This is a genomic window from Pseudomonas sp. NPDC079367 (genome assembly GCF_044542195.1).
Taxonomy (GTDB): domain Bacteria; phylum Pseudomonadota; class Gammaproteobacteria; order Pseudomonadales; family Pseudomonadaceae; genus Aquipseudomonas.
In genome coordinates this window covers 1,295-22,078 of sequence record NZ_JBITTW010000059.1, presented here as the reverse complement: position 1 = coordinate 22,078, position 20,784 = coordinate 1,295, and the positions used below count along the sequence as shown (strand labels likewise).

18 protein-coding genes are annotated in these 20,784 nt (G+C 60.1%); 8 read left to right on the top strand and 10 right to left on the bottom strand.

Annotation, left to right across the window (positions count from 1 at the left end; translation table 11 throughout):
- Positions 1-114 precede the first annotated feature (114 nt).
- Together lpxH and ACIGDJ_RS27110 are read right to left on the bottom strand one after the other, a co-directional pair.
- Complete coding sequence (gene lpxH, locus ACIGDJ_RS27115; RefSeq protein WP_397480174.1) at positions 115-867, bottom strand: UDP-2,3-diacylglucosamine diphosphatase; 753 nt, start codon at positions 865-867, stop codon at positions 115-117.
- The gene (locus ACIGDJ_RS27110; RefSeq protein WP_093100536.1) at positions 864-1,367 is read right to left on the bottom strand and encodes a peptidylprolyl isomerase; all 504 of its coding nucleotides are present in this window, start codon (positions 1,365-1,367) and stop codon (positions 864-866) included. The genes lpxH and ACIGDJ_RS27110 overlap by 4 nt, the downstream gene beginning before the upstream one ends.
- A 249-nt stretch (positions 1,368-1,616) precedes the next feature.
- Between ACIGDJ_RS27110 and ACIGDJ_RS27105 the strand changes: the two genes are divergently transcribed.
- Both ACIGDJ_RS27105 and cysS read left to right on the top strand, forming a co-directional pair.
- Complete coding sequence (locus ACIGDJ_RS27105; protein WP_313002250.1) at positions 1,617-3,314, top strand: glutamine--tRNA ligase/YqeY domain fusion protein; 1,698 nt, start codon at positions 1,617-1,619, stop codon at positions 3,312-3,314.
- An 18-nt stretch (positions 3,315-3,332) separates the two neighbouring features.
- The gene (gene cysS, locus ACIGDJ_RS27100; RefSeq protein WP_397504672.1) at positions 3,333-4,715 is read left to right on the top strand and encodes a cysteine--tRNA ligase; all 1,383 of its coding nucleotides are present in this window, start codon (positions 3,333-3,335) and stop codon (positions 4,713-4,715) included.
- 201 nt (positions 4,716-4,916) lie between these two features.
- Here the strand turns inward: cysS and ACIGDJ_RS27095 are convergent, their stop codons facing one another.
- Positions 4,917-6,752, bottom strand: a complete 1,836-nt coding sequence (locus ACIGDJ_RS27095) for a sigma-54-dependent Fis family transcriptional regulator (protein ID WP_397480172.1) — start codon at positions 6,750-6,752, stop codon at positions 4,917-4,919.
- Positions 6,753-7,136: 384 nt separating this feature from the next.
- Between ACIGDJ_RS27095 and ACIGDJ_RS27090 the strand changes: the two genes are divergently transcribed.
- From ACIGDJ_RS27090 to ACIGDJ_RS27065, 6 genes are read left to right on the top strand one after another with little or no spacing between them, the layout of a single operon-like run.
- Positions 7,137-8,231 (top strand): ABC transporter ATP-binding protein, encoded by a 1,095-nt coding sequence (locus ACIGDJ_RS27090; protein ID WP_101159120.1) that lies wholly within the window; start codon positions 7,137-7,139, stop codon positions 8,229-8,231.
- Positions 8,231-9,343 carry an ABC transporter ATP-binding protein gene (locus ACIGDJ_RS27085; RefSeq protein ID WP_101159119.1) on the top strand — a complete coding sequence of 371 codons (1,113 nt, stop codon included), beginning with the start codon at positions 8,231-8,233 and terminating at the stop codon, positions 9,341-9,343. The genes ACIGDJ_RS27090 and ACIGDJ_RS27085 overlap by 1 nt, the downstream gene beginning before the upstream one ends.
- Positions 9,340-10,206 (top strand): carbohydrate ABC transporter permease, encoded by an 867-nt coding sequence (locus ACIGDJ_RS27080; protein ID WP_101159118.1) that lies wholly within the window; start codon positions 9,340-9,342, stop codon positions 10,204-10,206. The genes ACIGDJ_RS27085 and ACIGDJ_RS27080 overlap by 4 nt, the downstream gene beginning before the upstream one ends.
- 9 nt (positions 10,207-10,215) lie before the next feature.
- On the top strand, positions 10,216-11,016 hold the full coding sequence (locus ACIGDJ_RS27075) for a carbohydrate ABC transporter permease (RefSeq protein ID WP_024013421.1): 801 nt from the start codon (positions 10,216-10,218) through the stop codon (positions 11,014-11,016).
- Between the two features lie 10 nt (positions 11,017-11,026).
- A complete protein-coding gene (locus tag ACIGDJ_RS27070) occupies positions 11,027-11,299 on the top strand; it encodes a DUF2160 domain-containing protein (protein WP_038861868.1) in 273 nt (90 codons plus the stop codon).
- Positions 11,300-11,346: 47 nt separating this feature from the next.
- Positions 11,347-13,089 (top strand): ABC transporter substrate-binding protein, encoded by a 1,743-nt coding sequence (locus ACIGDJ_RS27065; protein ID WP_101159117.1) that lies wholly within the window; start codon positions 11,347-11,349, stop codon positions 13,087-13,089.
- 102 nt (positions 13,090-13,191) lie between these two features.
- Here the strand turns inward: ACIGDJ_RS27065 and ACIGDJ_RS27060 are convergent, their stop codons facing one another.
- The 7 genes from ACIGDJ_RS27060 to ACIGDJ_RS27030 form a co-directional block, all read right to left on the bottom strand.
- Complete coding sequence (locus ACIGDJ_RS27060) at positions 13,192-14,046, bottom strand: alpha/beta fold hydrolase (protein ID WP_397480171.1); 855 nt, start codon at positions 14,044-14,046, stop codon at positions 13,192-13,194.
- Positions 14,037-14,954, bottom strand: a complete 918-nt coding sequence (locus ACIGDJ_RS27055) for a class I SAM-dependent methyltransferase (RefSeq protein ID WP_397480170.1) — start codon at positions 14,952-14,954, stop codon at positions 14,037-14,039. Before ACIGDJ_RS27055 ends, ACIGDJ_RS27060 begins: the two co-directional genes overlap by 10 nt.
- Before the next feature lie 41 nt (positions 14,955-14,995).
- Positions 14,996-16,222, bottom strand: a complete 1,227-nt coding sequence (locus tag ACIGDJ_RS27050; protein ID WP_313002283.1) for a YcaO-like family protein — start codon at positions 16,220-16,222, stop codon at positions 14,996-14,998.
- A gap of 46 nt (positions 16,223-16,268) precedes the next feature.
- Positions 16,269-16,397, bottom strand: coding sequence for a hypothetical protein (locus ACIGDJ_RS27045; protein WP_397480169.1), 129 nt, complete (start codon positions 16,395-16,397; stop codon positions 16,269-16,271).
- Between the two features lie 467 nt (positions 16,398-16,864).
- Positions 16,865-18,328 carry an NADH-quinone oxidoreductase subunit NuoN gene (gene nuoN / locus ACIGDJ_RS27040; protein WP_397504671.1) on the bottom strand — a complete coding sequence of 488 codons (1,464 nt, stop codon included), beginning with the start codon at positions 18,326-18,328 and terminating at the stop codon, positions 16,865-16,867.
- Complete coding sequence (gene nuoM, locus ACIGDJ_RS27035) at positions 18,303-19,868, bottom strand: NADH-quinone oxidoreductase subunit M (RefSeq protein ID WP_397504670.1); 1,566 nt, start codon at positions 19,866-19,868, stop codon at positions 18,303-18,305. The genes nuoN and nuoM overlap by 26 nt, the downstream gene beginning before the upstream one ends.
- Positions 19,869-19,907: 39 nt before the next feature.
- The coding region (locus ACIGDJ_RS27030; protein WP_397504669.1) for a proton-conducting transporter membrane subunit at positions 19,908-20,784 on the bottom strand (877 nt) is incomplete at its 5' end.

Genomic DNA, 20,784 nt, shown 5'->3' with positions numbered 1-20,784 from the left:
CCTGCATGCGAATACTGCTGATCAGACTGAATGCCATGCTGCGAGACGGTACAGAATGGCGCTGATGGACGGCGGGTTAAGACAGTTGCTCCCACTTTTGTGTTGTATTTGGCGTTAGATTGCGGGGGCAGGCAGGGCGGGTGGCGGGGCGAAGTCGAACGGCGCCAAGGCATACCCGCTCTCATCCACCTGCAACGCCCAACCCTGACGATCCCAATCCCCCAGCACAATCCGCTTCGCCGCTTGTTCACCAAGCTGCAACTTGTGAATGGCCGGGCGGTGGGTGTGGCCGTGGATCAGAGTCTTCACGCCGAATTCGTGCATCACTCGCGGAATCTCTTCCGGGGTGACATCGACGATGTCGTTGGCCTTCATCCGCGTCTGTGCACGGCTCTCGCTACGCAGCTTGCGCGCCAGTTTGCGGCGGCTGCGCAACGGCAGATTGCGCAGGATGAACAGAGTGATCGGGTTGCGCAGGTAGCGGCGCAGCTTCATATAGCCGACATCGCGGGTACACAGGCTGTCGCCGTGCATCAGCAGCACCGGCTCGCCGTAGAACTGCACGACACTCGGATCCTTCAGCAGCGTGCAGCCGGCCTGTTTGCAAAAGGCCTTGCCGAGCATGAAGTCGCGATTGCCGTGCATGAGGAAAATGGCCGTGCCGCTGTCGCTCAATTCGCGCAGGGCCTGGCAGATGGAACGCTGGAAGGGCGTCATGGCGTCGTCGCCGATCCACGCCTCGAAAAAGTCGCCGAGGATGTACAAGGCACTCGCCGAGCGGGCGCGTCCGGCGAGCAAATCCAGAAACGCCCGGGTAATGTCCGGGCGCTCCTCTTCCAGATGCAAGTCTGAAATCAGCAATATCACTCAATGATCTCGGCTTTCTCGATGATCACGTCGTCTGCGGGTACGTCCTGGTGGCCGGCCTTGGAAGTGGTCGACACGCCTTTGATCTTGTCGACAACGTCGGTGCCTGCGGTGACTTTACCGAATACCGCGTAGCCCCAGCCCTGCACGTTCTTGCCGCTGTGGTTGAGGAAGGTGTTGTCGGCGACGTTGATGAAGAACTGTGCCGAAGCCGAATGCGGCTCCATGGTGCGGGCCATGGCAACGGTGTACTTGTCGTTGGAAAGACCGTTGTCCGCTTCGTTCTGGATGCTTGGACGCTTGTCTTTCTTCTCTTTCATGCCTGGCTCGAAACCGCCGCCCTGGATCATGAAGTTGCCGATGACGCGGTGGAACACGGTGTTGGTGTAGTGACCGGCGTTAACGTATTCGATGAAGTTGGCGACGGTAATCGGCGCCTTTTCAGCGTTCAGTTCGATGACGATGTCGCCATGGTTGGTGGTCAGTTTGACTTGAGTCATGATCGCTACTCTTCTGAGGAATTCGTGGTTTTGGGACCTTCAGCCCCGCAACCGGTTCAGCCTGCTTCGGCCAAGGTGCGCAGTTTAGCGTGACAGGCGCGAATTTCGAGGCGGTTTTTCATTTCACCGCGATTAAATGCGCCGCTTTATGGAGCCTGCTCTGTCAGGCCCTTGACAGCATCGGCTATGATAGCGGCTTTGTTTTGTCTGGCCCCTTCTGCGGCCGCGCACCTGTACGTCAAGGATCCTATGAGCAAGCCCACTGTCGACCCTACCTCGAATGCCAAGTCCGGCCCTGCCGTGCCGGTCAACTTCCTGCGGCCGATCATCCAGGCAGACCTGGACTCGGGCAAGCACACCCAGATCGTGACTCGCTTCCCGCCGGAGCCCAACGGCTACCTGCACATCGGCCACGCCAAGTCGATCTGCGTCAACTTCGGTCTGGCCCAGGAGTTCGGCGGCGTCACGCACCTGCGTTTCGACGACACCAACCCGGCCAAGGAAGACCAGGAATACATCGACGCGATCGAAAGCGACGTCAAATGGCTGGGCTTCGAATGGTCCGGTGAAGTGCGCTACGCCTCGCAGTATTTCGACCAGTTGCACGACTGGGCTGTCGAGCTGATCAAGGCCGGCAAGGCCTATGTCGACGACCTGACCCCCGAGCAGGCCAAGGAATACCGTGGCAGCCTGACCGAGCCAGGCAAGAACAGCCCGTTCCGTGACCGTTCGGTTGAGGAAAACCTCGACCTGTTCGCGCGCATGAAGGCCGGTGAATTTCCGGATGGCGCGCGCGTGCTGCGAGCGAAGATCGACATGGCCTCGCCGAACATGAACCTGCGCGACCCGATCATGTACCGCATCCGCCACGCTCATCACCACCAGACCGGCGACAAGTGGTGCATCTACCCGAACTACGACTTCACCCACGGTCAGTCGGACGCCATCGAAGGCATCACCCACTCGATCTGCACCCTCGAGTTCGAAAGCCATCGTCCGCTGTACGAGTGGTTCCTGGAGCACCTGCCAGTGCCGGCGAACCCGCGCCAGTACGAGTTCAGCCGCCTGAACCTCAACTACACGATCACCAGCAAGCGCAAGCTCAAGCAACTGGTCGATGAAAAGCACGTCAATGGCTGGGACGATCCGCGCATGTCCACGCTGTCGGGCTTCCGCCGCCGTGGCTACACGCCGAAATCGATCCGCAACTTCTGCGAAATGATCGGCACCAACCGTTCCGACGGCGTGGTCGATTTCGGCATGCTCGAATTCAGCATCCGTGACGACCTCGACCACAGCGCCCCGCGCGCCATGTGCGTGCTGCGTCCGCTGAAAGTGGTCATCACCAACTACCCGGAAGGCCAGGTCGAAAACCTCGAACTGCCACGTCACCCGAAAGAGGACATGGGCGTGCGCGCCTTGCCGTTCGCCCGGGAAATCTACATCGATCGTGACGACTTCATGGAAGAGCCGCCAAAAGGCTACAAGCGCCTGGAGCCGGCCGGCGAAGTGCGTCTGCGCGGCAGCTACGTGATCCGTGCCGACGAAGCGATCAAGGACGCCGATGGCAACATCGTCGAGCTGCGTTGCTCGTACGATCCGGACACCCTCGGCAAGAACCCGGAAGGGCGCAAGGTCAAAGGCGTGATCCACTGGGTGCCGGCCGCCGCCAGCGTCGAGTGCGAAGTGCGTCTGTACGATCGCCTGTTCCGTTCGCCGAACCCGGAAAAAGCCGAAGACAGCGCCAGCTTCCTCGACAACATCAACCCTGACTCGCTGCAAGTGCTGACCGGTTGTCGCGCTGAGCCATCGCTCGGCAACGCCCAGCCGGAAGACCGTTTCCAGTTCGAGCGCGAAGGCTACTTCGTCGCGGATCTGAAGGACTCGAAACCCGGTCAGCCGGTATTCAACCGTACCGTGACCCTGCGTGATTCGTGGGGCCAGTGAGTGAGTCAAGGAACTAACGTGCTAACGATCTACAACACGCTCACCAAGAGCAAAGAAGTCTTCAAGCCGCTGGATGGCAACAAGGTGCGCATGTATGTCTGCGGGATGACCGTGTACGACTACTGCCACCTCGGCCACGGCCGCAGCATGGTCGCGTTCGACCTGGTGACGCGCTGGTTGCGCTTCAGCGGTTACGACCTGACCTACGTGCGCAACATCACCGACATCGACGACAAGATCATCAACCGCGCCAACGAGAACGGTGAATCGTTCGAAGCGTTGACCGAGCGCATGATCGCCGCGATGCACGAAGACGAAGCGCGCCTGAACATCCAGAAACCGGACATGGAACCGCGCGCCACCGATCATATCGCTGGCATGCACGCGATGATCCAGACCCTGATCGACAAGGGTTACGCCTATGCCCCGGGCAACGGCGACGTGTACTACCGCGTCGCCAAGTTCATGGGCTACGGCAAGCTGTCGCGCAAGAAGATCGAAGACCTGCGTATCGGCGCGCGCATCGAAGTCGACGAGTCGAAGGAAGATCCGCTCGACTTCGTCCTGTGGAAAGCTGCCAAGCCGGGCGAGCCGAGCTGGGAATCGCCATGGGGCGCCGGGCGTCCGGGCTGGCACATCGAGTGCTCGGTGATGTCGACCTGCTGCCTCGGTGAGACGTTCGACATTCATGGTGGCGGCAGCGACCTCGAGTTCCCGCACCACGAAAACGAAATTGCCCAAAGCGAAGCGGCCACGGGCAAGACCTACGCCAACGCGTGGATGCATTGCGGCATGATTCGCATCAATGGCGAGAAGATGTCCAAGTCGTTGAACAACTTCTTCACCATCCGCGACGTGCTCGACAAGTACCACCCGGAAGTCGTGCGCTACCTGCTGGTGTCGAGCCACTACCGCAGCGCGATCAACTATTCGGAAGACAACCTCAAGGACGCCAAGGGCGCACTGGAGCGTTTTTACCACGCGTTGAAAGGTCTGCCGAGCGTGGCGCCGGCCGGTGGCGAGGCGTTTGTCGAGCGTTTCACCACGGTGATGAACGACGACTTCGGCACCCCGGAAGCCTGCGCCGTGCTGTTCGAGATGGTGCGTGAGATCAACCGCCTGCGTGAGAGTGATCTCGATGCGGCGGCAGGTCTGGCGGCGCGCCTGAAAGAACTGGCCAGCGTGCTGGGCGTGTTGCAGCTCGAGGCCGATGATTTCCTCCAGGCAGGCGCTGAAGGGCGGGTCGATGCGGCTGAGGTTGATGCGTTGATTGCTGCGCGTCTGGCGGCTCGGGCCGGGAAGGATTGGGCCGAGTCGGACCGCATCCGCGACCAACTCACCGCCATGGGCGTGGTGCTGGAAGACGGCAAGGGTGGGACGACCTGGCGTCTGGCTGACTGAGGCCCAAAGCCCCTACCATGATCGTTCCCACGCTCTGCGTGGGAATGCCTCAACGGACGCTCCGCGTTCGGCTCTGTAGGGACGCAGAGCGTCCCGGGCTGCATTCCCACGCAGAGCGTGGGAACGATCGACTTTCAATGCACGACACAAATCCCCTGTGGGAGCGGGCTTGCTCGCGAAGAGGCCCGTCCAGACAACGTGTCATTCAGCCTGCCGCAACCGCTTGTACAGCGTATTGCGGCTAACCCCCAAGCGCCGCGCCAGGTGCGAAATATTCCCCCCGGCCGCTTTCAACTCGCGATTCAACGCCTCGATATCATTCAAATCCAGCCCCAACGGCGCCGCCGTTTCCACCGGCTCCATCTCCAGATCGGCAAAAAAATCATCCGGCAAATGCTCCGGCCGTACCGGTTGCTCTTCGGCCATGGCCAACGCCACCTGCATCACACTGCTGACCTGACGCAGATTCCCCGGCCACGGATGCTTTTCAAACAGCTCCAGCACCTCCGGGCTCAGCCCCGCCCATTGCGTCGGCTCGCGATGCTGTTCCCACAGTCGTTTGAACAGCGCTTGTTTATCACTGCGCTCACGCAGTGGCGGCAATTCCAAAGTCAGCCCACCAATGCGGTAGTACAAATCCTCACGAAACCGACCCAACTGCACCTGTTCGCGCAAGGATCGGTTGGTCGCCGAGATAATCCGCAGATCCACCGCAAACAACTCACTGCTGCCCACCGGTTGCACGCAACGCTCTTGCAAAACCCGCAACAAGCGCGCCTGAGTTGGCAGCGGCATATCGCCGATCTCGTCGAGAAACAGCGTGCCTTTGTCAGCCTTGCGGATGAGGCCGATGCTGCCTTTCTGATTGGCCCCGGTGAATGCGCCTTTTTCGTAGCCGAACAATTCAGACTCGACCAGTTCGGCGGGGATCGCTGCGCAGTTCACCGCGATAAACGCTTGTTTGCTGCGGGAGCTGGCTTGATGCAGGGCTTTGACGAACACCTCTTTGCCGACACCGGTTTCGCCGTGAATCAGCAGCGGAATGTCTTTTTCCAGCAGGCGTTCGGCCTGGCGCACGGCTTTTTCCACACGGCTGTCGCCGAAATGCAGCGTGTTGAGACTGATCGCACTGGCTGGCGCAGGCTTGTCCTCGGCGATAAACACCCGCGCTTGCACCGGCGCCTGTTTCGGCCGCTTCAGCAAGCACTGGAAACGGTTGCGCCCGGAGGTCTGCAGGGCAAATGGCAGACCCTCGGGCTGGTTGATCAGCTCCAGCAATGACACTTTGAACAGGCTTTCAACGCTGACGCGGGACAGACGCACACCGAGCAGGTTGTCGGCACGGCGATTGGCCGACAGCACTTGACCGCTTTCATCGAAGATCAATAACCCGGCCCACTGGCTGTCGAGGTTGTTCAGGCCGGTATTGAAGGTCAGTTGAAAGTGCTGACCGTGGAACAGGTTGAGGATCAGCCGGTTCTCCACGGTCTGGCTCATCATCTTCACCATGCCCAGGGTGTGCGAGGGCGGCAGGTAGCTGTCGCTGGAGACATCGAGCACGGCGATGACTTTGCGTTCGGCGTCGAAAATCGGCGCGGCGGAGCCGGTCATGAAGCGGTTGGCCTTGAGAAAGTGTTCGTCGTGTTCGATGTGCACCGCTTGCTCACAGGCCAGTGCGGTGCCGATCGCATTGGTGCCGCTACAGCGCTCCATCCAGCTCGCCCCGGCCTGAAAACCCCGGGCCAGACTCGGTTCGATAAAGCGTTGCGTGCCCCACGAGGTCAGCACCTGGCCCTGATTGTCGGCGAGCATGATCAGGCAGTTGGAGTTGCTGAGGATGTTTTCGTAATAGGGCAGGACTTCCTGATGCGTGGTCTGCACCAGCGAGTGATGGCTGTCGAGCAACCGCGCAATGCCGACGGCGGGCAATTGATCGAAGGCCGGGGCGCTCTGGTGGTCGAGGCCGAATGCGCGGCAACGCTGCCAGGAGGTCTGGACGATCACGTCGTGGGACAGCGGCGAAGCAGGTGCGGCCATGGGGGCGAGCCTCTGAGTGCAGCGATTTTATTATTGTTATGAACCCGGATCTTTAAATCACCACAAGTCCATTGTGGGAGCGGGCTTGCTCGCGAATGCGGTGTGTCATTCAACTGATTCGGTGACTGATACTGCGCATTCGCGAGCAAGCCCGCTCCCACATGGGATCTTCGGTGTTCATGAGATTGGGCAAAAGCGTGCATAGAGTGTTGTTCACTATTGTTCATTGTCAATCACCCCGACTGTTCAAAAGTGTTCAGCTGTGAACGCCGCTCGCCCCCGTGAATACTGCTTCTCAAAGCAAATCAACCACTTGCCATTTCTGGCATGAATGTCGCTCTGTTGCTCCGGTCGCTTGACTCCAAAAATAAAAAAGGCCGAGCCATGTCACTTACCCTGGAGCACGTCAGCCGTACCGTCGAGGGCCAGATCTGGATCGACGATGCGTGTCTGAAATTCGAACCCGGATCCTTCAATGTTCTGCTCGGGCGCACCCTGTCCGGCAAGACCAGTCTCATGCGCCTGATGGCCGGCCTCGACAAGCCCGACAGCGGCCGCGTGCTGATGAACGGCGTCGACGTCACCCAACGCCCGGTGCGGCTGCGCAACGTGTCGATGGTCTATCAGCAGTTCATCAATTACCCGACCATGACGGTGTTTGAGAACATTGCCTCGCCACTGCGTCAGGCCGGAATTTCCAAAGACATCATTCACAGCAAGGTGCAGGAAACCGCACGCATGCTGCGCATCGAAAAGTTCTTGCAGCGCTATCCGCTGGAGCTGTCCGGCGGTCAGCAACAGCGCACGGCCATGGCTCGCGCCTTGGTCAAGGATGCTGAACTGATTCTGTTCGACGAGCCGCTGGTCAACCTCGATTACAAGCTGCGCGAAGAACTGCGTCAGGAAATGCGCGAGTTGTTCAAAGCGCGCCACACCATCGCCATCTACGCCACCACCGAACCCAACGAAGCGCTGGCCCTCGGCGGCACCACCACCATCCTGCACGAAGGTCGGGTGATCCAGAGCGGGCCGTCGACTTCGGTGTATCACCAGCCGCAAACCGTGCTCGCCGCCGAATTGTTTTCCGAGCCGCCGATCAACCTCATGCCGGGACGCATTGCCGGCAACGAAGTCAGCTTCGCCAATTTCGTCCACTTTCCGTTGAACGTCGACCTGCGCCCGGTGGGCGAGGGCGAGTTCCGATTTGGCGTCCGGCCGAGCCATATCTCGCTGGTGCCGAGCAACGATGACGACCTCGAATTGGCGGTGACCGTCGAGGTTGCCGAGATCAGCGGTTCGGAAACCTTCCTGCACGTGCGCAACGAGCACTTTCTGTTGGTGCTGCACTTGCCCGGGGTTCACGAATACGACGTCGATGCGCCGATCCGCATTTATATCCCGACCCACAAACTGTTCGTTTTCGATGCGCAGGGCCGTCTGGTGCAAGCACCGGGCCGGCGTGTCGCGAGGGTTGCCTGATGGCCGAAATCCGTTTGCAACACCTCGCCCACAGCTACAGCAAAACCCCGAGCGGCGCGGAGGATTATGCGATCCGCGAGATGGATCACGTCTGGGAGCAGGGTGGCGCCTATGCTTTGCTCGGCCCGTCCGGTTGCGGCAAGTCGACCTTGCTCAACATCATTTCCGGCCTGCTCAGCCCGTCCCAGGGCCATGTGTTGTTCGACGGCAAAGCGGTCAACGACCTCACGCCGGAGAAGCGCAACATCGCCCAGGTGTTCCAGTTTCCGGTGGTCTACGACACCATGACCGTGTTCGATAACCTTGCTTTCCCGCTGCGAAACCAGGGCATGGCCGAGGCGAAAGTGCACAGCAAGGTGCAGGAAATCGCCGAAGTCCTCGACCTGCAGAATCTGCTGAGCAAGAAGGCGCGCAACCTCACCGCCGACGAAAAACAGAAAGTCTCGATGGGCCGTGGTCTGGTGCGCGACGACGTCTCGGCGATCCTCTTCGACGAGCCGCTGACGGTGATCGACCCGCACCTGAAGTGGAAGCTGCGGCGCAAGCTCAAGCAGATCCACGAGCAGTTCAACATCACCATGGTCTACGTCACCCACGATCAACTGGAAGCCTCGACGTTCGCCGACAAGATCGCGGTGATGTACGGCGGCCAGATCGTTCAGTTCGGCACGCCACGGGAATTGTTCGAGCGGCCGAGCCATACCTTTGTCGGCTACTTCATCGGCAGCCCGGGGATGAATCTGATCGAGGTGCAGCCGCAGCCCGGTGGCGTCGGTTTCGCCTCGACGCACTTGCCGTTGTCCGACGCCTTGCAGCGCCATATCGAGCACGGCCAGTGGAAAAATCTCAAGGTCGGCATCCGCCCCGAGTTTATTCACGTCTGGGACGAGCCGTTTGACGACGCGATGCAGGCCAACGTCGTACACGTCGAAGACCTCGGCACCTACAAGATCATGACCCTCAACCTCGACGGTGCGCCGTTGAAGGTGCGCCTGGCTGAAGACAAGCCGGTGCCTCAAGGCACGGCTTACATCAGTTTTCCGGCGCAATGGCTGATGGTCTATGCCGATGAGTTCTTGCTGGAAGTCAGCGACGAGGAGGTGCAGCCATGAACAAGGTGCAGAACAACAAGGCCTGGTGGCTGGTGTTGCCGGTGTTTCTGCTGGTGGCGTTCAGTGCGGTGATCCCGATGATGACCGTGGTCAACTATTCGGTGCAGGACATCTTCGACCAGTCCAGCCGCTACTTCGTCGGTGCCGACTGGTACAGGCAGGTGCTGCTCGACCCGCGTCTGCATGACTCGCTGCTGCGCCAGTTCATCTATTCGGCGTGCGTGTTGCTGATTGAAATCCCGCTGGGCATCGCCGTCGCGCTGACCATGCCGACCAAGGGCCGCTGGTCTTCGGTGGTGCTGATCATTCTGGCGATTCCGCTGCTGATTCCGTGGAACGTGGTCGGCACCATCTGGCAGATCTTCGGCCGCGCCGACATCGGCCTGCTCGGTTCCAGCCTCAATGCCATGGGCATCAGCTACAACTACGCGGCCAACACCATGGACGCCTGGGTGACGGTGCTGGTGATGGACGTCTGGCACTGGACTTCACTGGTGGCGCTGCTGTGCTTCTCCGGCCTGCGGGCGATTCCCGACGTGTATTACCAGGCCGCGCGCATCGATCGCGCCTCGGCCTGGGCGGTGTTCCGCCACATTCAATTGCCCAAGCTGAAAAGCGTGCTGCTGATCGCGGTGATGCTGCGCTTCATGGACAGTTTCATGATCTACACCGAGCCGTTCGTGCTCACCGGCGGCGGGCCGGGTAATGCCACGACCTTCCTCAGTCAGACGTTGACGCAGATGGCTGTAGGGCAATTCGACCTTGGTCCGGCAGCGGCGTTTTCGCTGGTGTACTTCCTGATCATCCTGTTGGTGTCGTGGCTGTTCTATACCGCCATGACGCACTCCGACGCCAACCGCTGAGGCCCGGCCATGAGCAAGAAAAAGCTTATTCCGTTGCTGGTCTACATCCTGTTCCTGCTGGTGCCGATCTACTGGCTGCTGAACATGTCGTTCAAGAGCAACACCGAAATCCTCGGCGGCCTGACGCTTTTCCCACAGGACTTCACGCTGGCGAACTACAAGGTGATCTTTACTGATCCGAGCTGGTACACCGGCTACTTGAACTCGCTGTATTACGTGAGCCTCAACACGGTGATTTCCCTGAGCGTGGCGTTACCGGCGGCTTACGCGTTTTCACGCTATCGTTTCCTCGGCGACAAGCACCTGTTCTTCTGGTTGCTGACCAATCGCATGGCGCCGCCGGCGGTGTTCTTGCTGCCGTTCTTTCAGCTGTATTCGTCGATCGGGCTGTTCGACACACACATCGCCGTGGCCTTGGCGCACTGCTTGTTCAACGTGCCGCTGGCGGTCTGGATTCTGGAAGGCTTCATGTCCGGCGTGCCGAAGGAGATCGACGAAACGGCCTACATCGACGGCTACAGTTTTCCCAAGTTCTTCGTGAAGATTTTCATCCCGTTGATCGGCTCGGGCATCGGTGTCACGGCGTTTTTCTGCTTCATGTTTTCCTGGGTCGAACTGCTGCTGGCGCGCACGCTGACCTCGGTCAACGCCAAGCCGATTGCGGCAGTCATGACGCGAACAGTGTCGGCATCGGGGATCGATTGGGGCGTGCTGGCAGCGGCAGGGGTGCTGACCATCCTGCCGGGCATGCTGGTGATCTGGTTTGTGCGCAACCACGTGGCCAAGGGCTTTGCCCTCGGTCGGGTCTGAGGAGCAGATGATGGAATGGATGAGCTGGACGACACCGACCGCCGCGTTCTTCATCGGCATCGGTCTGATTCTGGTGGGCATGACCACTTGGGAATTGCGCTCGCCGAGCATCTTGCGGCGAGGGTTTTTGCCGATTGCCACCACCCGTGGCGATCGCTTGTTTATCGGTCTTCTCGGCAGCGCCTACCTGCATTTGCTGGTAATCGGCGTCACCGACTGGAGCATCTGGGTGGCGTCCGCGCTGTCCCTGGTGTGGCTGTTGGCTGTGATGCGTTGGGGCTAGTCGAATCGTTCGGCAACGCGGCTCCACAACTTAAACAGGAGGTCTCTATGTTCGATAAAAACAATAAGCTGCGACATAGCATTTCATTGGCAGCCATGCTGGCACTCAGCGGTTTGAGCGCATCTGCCTGGGCCGACGCCTATGAAGATGCTGCGAAAAAATGGATCGGCAGCGAGTTCAAGCCCTCGACCCTGACGGCCGAACAGCAGTTGGAAGAACTGAAGTGGTTCATCAAGGCCGCCGAGCCGTTTCGCGGCATGGACATCAAGGTCGTTTCCGAGACCCTGACCACCCACGAATATGAATCGAAAGTGTTGGCCAAGGCGTTCAGCGAAATCACCGGGATCAAGCTCACCCACGACCTGCTGCAGGAAGGCGACGTGGTCGAGAAAATGCAGACGGTGATGCAGTCGGACAAGAACATCTATGACGGCTGGGTCAACGACTCCGACCTGATCGGCACGCACTTTCGCTACGGCAAGACCGAATCGATCACCGACCTGATGGCCAACGAGGGCAAGAATTTCACTTCGCCAACCCTCGACATCAAGGACTTCATCGGCATTTCTTTTACCACCGCGCCGGACGGCAAGATCTATCAGCTGCCCGACCAGCAATTCGCCAACCTGTACTGGTTCCGCGCCGACTGGTTCGAGCGCGCCGATCTGAAAGCCAAGTTCAAGGAAAAGTACGGTTACGAGCTGGGCGTCCCGGTGAACTGGTCGGCCTATGAAGACATCGCCAAATTCTTCAGTGAAGACGTCAAGGAAATCGACGGCAAACGCGTTTACGGGCACATGGACTACGGCAAGAAAGACCCGTCGCTGGGCTGGCGCTTCACCGATGCCTGGTTCTCCATGGCCGGGGGCGGCGACAAGGGGCTGCCCAATGGTTTGCCAGTGGACGAGTGGGGCATTCGCGTCGAAGACTGCCATCCGGTCGGCTCCAGCGTGACCCGCGGCGGCGACACCAACGGCCCGGCGGCGGTGTTCGCCACCACCAAATACGTCGACTGGCTGAAGAAGTACGCGCCACCGGAAGCGGCTGGCATGACTTTCTCGGAGTCCGGGCCGGTGCCTTCGCAGGGCAATATTGCCCAACAGATCTTCTGGTACACCGCGTTCACCGCCGACATGACCAAACCGGGCCTGCCGGTGGTCAACGCCGACGGCACGCCGAAGTGGCGCATGGCACCATCGCCCAAAGGCCCGTATTGGGAAGAGGGTATGAAGCTGGGCTATCAGGACGTGGGTTCGTGGACATTCATGAAATCCACCCCGGAGAAACAGAAACTGGCAGCGTGGTTGTACGCGCAGTTCGTCACCTCGAAAACCGTATCGCTGAAGAAAACCATTGTCGGCCTGACGCCGATTCGTGAGTCGGACATCAACTCGCAAGCGATGACCGATCTGGCGCCGAAACTTGGCGGGCTGGTCGAGTTCTATCGCAGCCCGGCCCGCGTGCAGTGGTCGCCGACCGGGACCAACGTGCCGGACTATCCGCGTTTGGCGCAGCTGTGGTGGAGCCACATCGCCGAAGCGGCCAGCGGCGAGAAGACCCCGCAACAGGCGCTCGATGGCCTGGCGAAAGACCAGGACCGCATCATGGAACGCCTCGAACGCTCCAAGGCTCAGGCCGTGTGCGCACCGAAGATGAACCCGGAACGCGACGCGCAGTACTGGTTCGACCAGCCGGGCGCACCGAAGCCGAAACTGGCCAACGAGAAGCCTAAAGGCGAAACCGTGAGTTATAGCGAACTGCTGAAATCGTGGGCGGATGCGCGTAAGTAACAGCTGAAATGGAGAAAGCGAACGGCACCGGAAGGTGCCGTTTTTCATGCTGGTTGGACCACCACTCCGCCATGGGCGTGGGCCGCAGCTTGGTAGCTGATATCAATCCCGTCTCAATGCGTGACGAACGGCATCCAGCACGGCGGGCTCAAAGGCGTTATGCCCCGCGCGCAACAAACGGGCCTCGACGAACTGGCGCTGACGCAACCAGCGCAGGCTGGACATGCCGTAGGTGTCTTTGACGCCTTGAATCACCAGGGTATCGCTGCTGAGCGAGAGGTTTTCGTCTGCCTGGCTGAAGAAGTAGCGATTGAGGTGATAATGCAACTCCAGACGAACAGCGCGAATGGCTTCTTGATCGGTAAACCGCGCCAATACCTCGCTGGGCATCGACTGCCCGTTCAGTCCGAGCGTCGCTTGCAACCATTGCATCGCCGCCTGTCGCTGTTGATCCTCAGAGCCTTGGTCGAGTTTCTGATAGAGGCTGCGACTTGGTCCGCTGCCTGCTACCTGCAAAGCAGCATTGATTGCCCTGTCGAAAGTGCGAACGTTGGCCGGGAACGGGACGAAAATCGAGACCAGGGTGGTTTTCCTCAACGCACAGCGGTACTGCTGCTGGTACTGGATGGCCAGCCAGCTTCCCCAGGAAATGCCTAGCAGACTGATTTGCTCCAGGCCAAGGTGCAGGCGCAAGGCCTCAATATCCTGAACGCACAGGCGCGAGTTGTTGTGGCGCCTCTGCCCATGCGGGCGTGATCGGCCGCAGCCGCGCTGATCCAGCAAAATGACGTCGAAGTGACGCAGGTCGAAAAACCCCAGATGCTGACGGCTGCAGCAGCCGCCCGGCCCTCCATGTAAAAAGAACACCGGCTCGGCCCCAAACGTTCCGTGGCGTTCCCAGTAAAGCCGATGGCCGTTCTGCCGCGTCAAGTAACCGCTGGCTTCGTTCAAGGGCATGGCGCCTTCATGTGATAGAACTGAAACAGTTCCTGGTGCCCGCTGCGCGCCCCTGTGCTCGATACCCTTGCAAGTCCATGGGTATAAGCCAGCCAGGGCACGGCGGACAATACCGGCGTATGGCCAAACAACAGAATTGTGCCTGCGGGTTTTACGCAACGTAACAGACTTGAAAACGCGCAGTTCGCCTCGCGACGGGTCAGGACTTCGGCATTGAGAAAGCGCAGGATCAGAACATCGCAGCGCATACCCGCGTCAGCAGCCCTTGCCGCCTCCATGACGTGGAATTCGGCACGCGAGTCTGCGTGGTGGCGCCTGGCGTATTCGATCATCGTGGCCGAACGATCACTGCCGACGAAATGCCCACCGGCAAGTTCGGCGGCCAGACAGGCGATGAACTCGCCCGTAGAGCAGGCCGGGTCGTAAACCAGATCGCCGGGTTTGAGCAATGGGCCCAGCACTGCCACGCAATGTTCGCGAAAGTGCAGTTCGTCTGCGTTCAGCTGCTCGGCCAGCGACTCGTGACCCTGCCAGTAATCCGCCGGACAAACGGCCTCGTTACCGTCATGATCGGTCGCCGTGAAAGGGAAATGGATCTCGCTGTGCAGGTCCTTGCGCGCGGCTTGGAAAACTTCGGCTCGCTCCTCCAGCGTAGCGGTATGAAAGTAGAACGACACGCCGTCATCGCTCCATTGCGACTCCAGGTGAGGGCCGAGCAACATGGCCGGATTCAAAAGGCTGCTCATGCTCCAGCGATGATCGGCGTCGCGTTGCAAGACCTTGCGGCCGATCCAGTCCCGACCACGGACCCGCAAGAAAAATACCTGATGCAAACCCTGTCGGGTCGGTTCAACGAAACAACCGATCGGCCCGGCGTATTCGATGTGTGCGGACAAATTCTTCGCCATTGCCACTTCATTCAAGTTTGAGAGCGCAGGTGTCCGGTTATTCATGAACACACCTCTGCGCGCAAACTGCGTAACGTCCGACCGCGAGCGTGGGGAACCACGACATTGCCGCTCGAGACGATGAAAAATCGCTCCAGCGCGGGTATCACCACATTGATCAGGCTGGTGCCCAGGTTGGTTTGATGAACGATGGAAATGCCGAAGTCATGGCCATGCTGGCGCAGACTTTCGCTCAACTGTTCGATCTGGGAAGCCAATGGTGCTTGCGCTTCGGCCTCGGGCAATGTCACGGCGTGCTGAGCACAGCGATGCAGCAAAACATCGGGATGGAACAGCAGACAGCGCAGCAGGCGTGGAAAAGGTGTGAGGTGGCGCTTTGCGTTGAGCAGCGATCTGGCGAATTCTTCCCCCGCTGCGGCGTGATGCAGTTGTACCAGTTCGGTCAGTGCGCGCCAGGCGGCGTGGCTCGGGCAGAGGGAACAGCCTGAACCGAATACCCGGATATGCGTTCCGGGCGCTGCGGAAAAAGCCAGGAAAGTGCGAGCGACGAACTCGGTACTGATATCCACCAGCACGACCTCAGCGCCGAGTTCCCTTTCGGCATCCGTCCATAATTGCCCGAGCGCATCATCCTCACCAGGACGGGTGACTCTGCACAGGGGTGGGTGATTCTGATAGTAAAAGTGGTCCAGCAAAAACAGCGAAACCGCGTCTCTTTCAATGCATTCGTTGATGGCGTGTAACAACGCCTCGTTGTAACTGGCGCCAATGGCGGTGCCGCTGTTGCTGGAATATCGACGCAGGGCGCGGCTGTCCGCCGCGTCCTGGGCGAAAACCTCGAGTGAGTGCGGTGACGTCAGCGCGAGCGGGTAGTAGAAGTGTCCGCAAGGAGGACAACTGTAGCGTCGGCAGGCGATACGGCGGTTCGGCTGTTTCACAAGCATTCGCACGGGATCGTTGTCGAAAAGCCTGTCCGAAAAGTAGTCCACCGGAACGTGATGAACATCCGTTGCCGAGAGTCGATCGGTCCAATAGTGTTCGAGCGATTCGTAGAGCGCGCCGATGCCAGCCTGCACTGCATAGCCCTTGCCGGCGCCTCGGGCGGCAGGCACTCCCTTGTGATCGATAAGGGTCACCTGAACCGCAACAACTTCCTGGCCAAGCGTGCGGGCGACGGGAGTCATTGCCAGCCGACTCAATTCGGTCTGGATGCGCTGGCAGGCCTGGTCAGCTGTCAGTTCGCGCTCGACCATTGTGATTGCGTTCATGATCCCTCCTGATAGAGAACGGGAGGGGATACCCCCCGTTCATTACTCACTGTGCGTCCAGCTCCGCCAGTTCTTCCTCACTGAGTTGCAGCGTTTCGGTCTGATCCGTTTCGCTGGTCTGCTCATCGTCCAGCTCGACAATTCGATTGGCGTTCCAGCTGCTCATGTAGCCCATGGTTCGATTCCTGTTATGTGGATGAACGTGCTTGTTTGCACGACTCGAATCTATAAGCCGGCCCGCGCCCGGTCAAAAATGTCCAGAAGTGTCGATATCGGGATTGAACGGTCGTCGAAACACATGCACAACATTCTGAGGTTGAGAGGCAAGATCTGCGGTTTCAGCCGCGTTGCCGGGGGAACGCCCAGCATTCGGCGCAGGAAACTGGAAGTACCGGCGAGGCATGATGCCGGGCGACTGTGGGATATTTCAGCGGAGGTTTTGAGAAAGTCAGGCCTTGGAAAACCTGATCATCAGACTTTCGTGTGTTTGCGGTGAGCTCTCCTGCCGCCAATTGAGAGAATTCCTACATTCGCGCTCGTCCTGGCTCGGCAACGAGGCCGCGCGGCTGGTCATGAACTCAACGGAAACAAAAACGGCACCCGAAGGTGCCGTTTCCATTTGTAGCCAGATGAGCCGAGCAATCAGCCCGCCAGGCCCGCCTGCTGTACCAGCACGAGCAATGGCTGCGGGTAAACACCCAGGAAAAATGCGACCAGGGCGATGGCCAGCAGCATCACGCCGCCTGCCTTCTGTTCCCAGTGCAGCTGAGCGTCGTGGCGACGCAGGTTTGGCTCGATCAGGTAGAGGGTGACCATCACGCGCAGGTAGTAGAAGACGCCGATGGCGCTGCCCAGCACCAGAGCGCCGACCAGCCACCACTGACGCGTTTCGACGCCGCTGGCGATGATGTAGAACTTGCCGATGAAGCCTGCGGTCAGCGGGATACCGGCCAGGGACAGCATCATCACGGTCAGCACGGCGGTCAGGTACGGACGGCGCCAGAACAGGCCGCGGTATTCGTACAGGGCGTCGGCGTCACGGCCGTTGTACGGCGACGACATCAGGGTGATCACGCCGAACGCGCCGAGGCTGGTGATCACGTAGGTGACCAGGTACACGCCGATGGCTTCCACCGCCAGACCCTTGCTCGCCACCAGCGCGATCAGCAGATAGCCGAAGTGCGCGATGGACGAGTAACCGAGCAGACGCTTGAGGTTGCTCTGGGTCAGGGCCAGCAGGTTACCGAACAGGATCGAGGCGACCGCGATGACGCTGAGCACGTCGCTCAGCACACCACTGCTGGCAGCAGGGGAGATCTGGAACAGACGCACCATCACCGCAAACACGGCCACCTTCGACGCGGTGGCAAGGAATGCCGCCACCGGTGCCGGCGCACCTTCGTAAACGTCCGGCGTCCACAGGTGGAACGGTACCAGCGACAGCTTGAACGCCAGACCGATCAGCATCATGCCCAGGCCCAGTTGCGCCAGCGGGCTAGGCAGGCCGGTCGCGGCCAGGGCCTGACCGATGCCGACAAAGCTCAGCGAACCGGCGTCTGCGTACAACAGCGCCATACCGAACAGCAGGAACGCGGAACCGGCGGCCGAGAGCACCATGTACTTGATGCCGGCTTCCAGCGAACGCTTGTTGAAGAAGGCGTAAGCCACCAGACCGTAGACCGGTACCGAGAGCAGTTCCAGACCGATGAACAACCCGGCCAGGTGCTGCGCGCTGACCAGAACCAGACCACCGGCGGCGGCCATCAGGATCAGCAGGTACAGTTCCTCGCGGTTGCCCGGGTAACCCGAACCGCCATCACCGAGGTAGGCGTGGGCGAGGGTGACGCAGGCGAGGGTGGCGACCAGGATCATCGCCATGTACAGGCAGGCGAACGCGTCGATCTGCAGCAAAGGCGTCACGGCCAGAGGCGCGACTTTCAGAGCCGGCAGGATCGACAGCAACGCCAGGTTCAGACCCGCCACCGAAATCAGGAAGGTCTGCGAGTGGTTGCGGCGCCAGGCGATTGCCAGCATCACCACTATAATGGTGAGGCTGGTGTTCAAGAGTGGCGCAAGCGCACTAATGGGTTGACTCGTGAATTCCATAGCGCTCTTGCGGGGCCGAAGCGAGTTGAGAGAAGGCGGTGCCGAGCCACTGCTGCACGCCATGCATCGTGGCGGCAGAGGTGTCGAGGAACGGTTGCGGATAGACGCCGAGGTAAATCAGCAGCACCGCCAGACCGAGCACCATGATCAGTTCGCGCGCATCCATGCCGTGCAGCACCGCGTCGGATTTCGACGGGCCGAAGTAGGCACGGTGGATCATGATCAGCGAGTAGACCGAACCGAACACCAGACCGGAAGTGGCAATCGCCGTGACCCATGGAGCGCTGGCGAAGGAGCCGATCAGGATCAGGAACTCGCCGACAAAGTTACCGGTACCCGGCAAGCCCAGCGAAGCCGCCGCGAAGAACAGGCTGATCGCCGGCAGGTAAGCGATACGCGACCACAGACCGCCCATCTCACGCATGTCGCGAGTATGCAGACGCTCGTACAACTGACCGCTGAGGATAAACAGTGCCGCCGCCGACAGACCGTGCGCCAGCATCTGGATCACTGCGCCTTGCAGCGCCAGTTGGCTGCCGGAGTAGATGCCGATCAACACGAAGCCCATGTGGGAAACGGAAGAGAAGGCAATCAGACGCTTGATGTCGGTCTGTGCGAACGCCAGGAACGCGCCGTAGAAGATCCCGATCAGACCGAGGGTCATGGCGATCGGCGCAAACTCGGCCGAGGCATTCGGGAACAGCGGCAGGGCGAAACGCAGCAGGCCGTAGGCCGCAGTTTTCAGCAGGATACCGGCGAGGTCGACGGAACCGGCCGTCGGCGCCTGGGCGTGGGCATCAGGCAGCCACGAATGGAACGGCACGACCGGCAGCTTGACCGCGAAGGCGATGAAGAAACCGAGCATCAGAATGTACTCGGTGGTCATCGACATCTTGGTTTTCAACAGGTCGGCGTAGTTGAAGGTGATCACGCCAGTGTTGTTGAAGTTGACCAGCACCAGACCGAGGATCGCCACCAGCATGATCAGGCCGGAAGCCTGCGTGAAGATGAAGAACTTGGTCGCTGCGTAGATCCGGGTTTTCTTGCCGTCCGAAGAGCTGTGACCCCAGAGCGCGATGAGAAAGTACATCGGCACCAGCATCATTTCCCAGAAGAAGAAGAACATGACCAGCTCGAGGTCGAGGAACACGCCGACCACACCGCCCAGGATCCACATCAGGTTCAGGTGGAAGAAGCCAACGTGACGTTGAATCTCTTTCCACGAGCAGAGTACCGAGAGGATACCCAGCAGACCGGTCAGCAGGATCATCAACAGCGACAGGCCGTCGAGGGCCAGATGCACGTTGATGCCGAAACGCTGGATCCAGACATGCTTGAACTCAAGCGCCCAGGTCGGATCGGCGCCTGGCGCCGGTGCGAATGAATAGTCACCGTGGGCCCACAGCCAGAGGCCAAGGGCGAGTTCCAGGGTCATGGTCAACAGCGCAATCCAGCGCGGGAGGGTAGCGCCGAAGCGCTCACCCATCCAGCACAGCAGGCCGCCGATGAAGGGGATCAGGATTAGCCAGGGCAGAATCATGACGGGCTCGTTTCCTTTCGCAAATTCGCAAGGTTCATATCAGACCGCTACCAGCACGATGGCGCCGATTACCAGCACGGCACCAGCAGCCATCGAGGCGGCGTACCAACGCAGTTGACCGGTCTCGGTACGGCTCAGGGCAGTGTGACCACCCTTGGCCATACGCGGGATCAGACCGATGGTCTGGTCGAGCGGGTCTTTGCGCAGTACATGGCTGATCGCAAGGTACGGCTTGACGAACAGTTTGTCGTAGATCCAGTCGAAGCCCCAGGCAGCGAACCACCAGGCCGAAAGGAAACGGCCGATGCCGCTGTTGGCGATCGCCGTGACGAAACGACGCTTGCCGAGGAACAGCAGGGCCGCCAGCAGGATACCGGCCAGGGCGATGGCGCCCGAGGCGATTTCCAGACTGTGCTTGGCTTCGCCACCGGCATGACCAACGCTTTGCGGCAACACGCCGTGCAGCGGCGGCACGATCATCGCGCCAACGAAAGTCGACAGCACGATCAGCACCGACAGTGGCAGCCAGTGCGCAATGCCGTGGCCGGCATGGGCTTCGGTCTTGGCTTCACCGTGGAACGCGATGAAGATCAGGCGGAAGGTGTACAGCGACGTCATGAACGCACCGACCAGACCTGCGTAAAGCAGACCCTGATTGCCGCTGGCGAACGCTTCCCAGAGGATTTCGTCCTTGGAGTAGAAGCCTGCGGTGACCAGTGGCAGAGCAGCCAGTGCAGCACCACCGACGATGAAGCTGGCGTAGGCCAGTGGCAGTTTCTTCCACAGACCACCCATCTTGAAGATGTTCTGCTCGTGGTGGCAGGCAACGATCACCGCACCGGAGGCAAGGAACAGCAGGGCCTTGAAGAAGGCGTGGGTCATCAGGTGGAAGATCGCGCCTTCCCAGGCACCCACG

Bases quoted from the DNA above. Each gene is read 5' to 3' on its own strand.
- ACIGDJ_RS27065 (WP_101159117.1), top strand. From the start codon at position 11,347: ATGTTCGATAAAAACAATAAGCTGCGACATAGCATTTCATTGGCAGCC.
- ACIGDJ_RS27075 (WP_024013421.1), top strand. From the start codon at position 10,216: ATGAGCAAGAAAAAGCTTATTCCGTTGCTGGTCTACATCCTGTTCCTG.
- ACIGDJ_RS27050 (WP_313002283.1), bottom strand. From the start codon at position 16,222: ATGAACGCAATCACAATGGTCGAGCGCGAACTGACAGCTGACCAGGCC.
- ACIGDJ_RS27090 (WP_101159120.1), top strand. From the start codon at position 7,137: ATGTCACTTACCCTGGAGCACGTCAGCCGTACCGTCGAGGGCCAGATC.
- ACIGDJ_RS27080 (WP_101159118.1), top strand. From the start codon at position 9,340: ATGAACAAGGTGCAGAACAACAAGGCCTGGTGGCTGGTGTTGCCGGTG.
- ACIGDJ_RS27045 (WP_397480169.1), bottom strand. From the start codon at position 16,397: ATGGGCTACATGAGCAGCTGGAACGCCAATCGAATTGTCGAGCTGGAC.
- ACIGDJ_RS27110 (WP_093100536.1), bottom strand. From the start codon at position 1,367: ATGACTCAAGTCAAACTGACCACCAACCATGGCGACATCGTCATCGAA.
- ACIGDJ_RS27055 (WP_397480170.1), bottom strand. From the start codon at position 14,954: ATGGCGAAGAATTTGTCCGCACACATCGAATACGCCGGGCCGATCGGT.
- nuoM (WP_397504670.1), bottom strand. From the start codon at position 19,868: ATGATTCTGCCCTGGCTAATCCTGATCCCCTTCATCGGCGGCCTGCTG.
- nuoN (WP_397504671.1), bottom strand. From the start codon at position 18,328: ATGGAATTCACGAGTCAACCCATTAGTGCGCTTGCGCCACTCTTGAAC.
- ACIGDJ_RS27085 (WP_101159119.1), top strand. From the start codon at position 8,231: ATGGCCGAAATCCGTTTGCAACACCTCGCCCACAGCTACAGCAAAACC.
- ACIGDJ_RS27105 (WP_313002250.1), top strand. From the start codon at position 1,617: ATGAGCAAGCCCACTGTCGACCCTACCTCGAATGCCAAGTCCGGCCCT.
- ACIGDJ_RS27060 (WP_397480171.1), bottom strand. From the start codon at position 14,046: ATGCCCTTGAACGAAGCCAGCGGTTACTTGACGCGGCAGAACGGCCAT.
- ACIGDJ_RS27095 (WP_397480172.1), bottom strand. From the start codon at position 6,752: ATGGCCGCACCTGCTTCGCCGCTGTCCCACGACGTGATCGTCCAGACC.
- ACIGDJ_RS27070 (WP_038861868.1), top strand. From the start codon at position 11,027: ATGGAATGGATGAGCTGGACGACACCGACCGCCGCGTTCTTCATCGGC.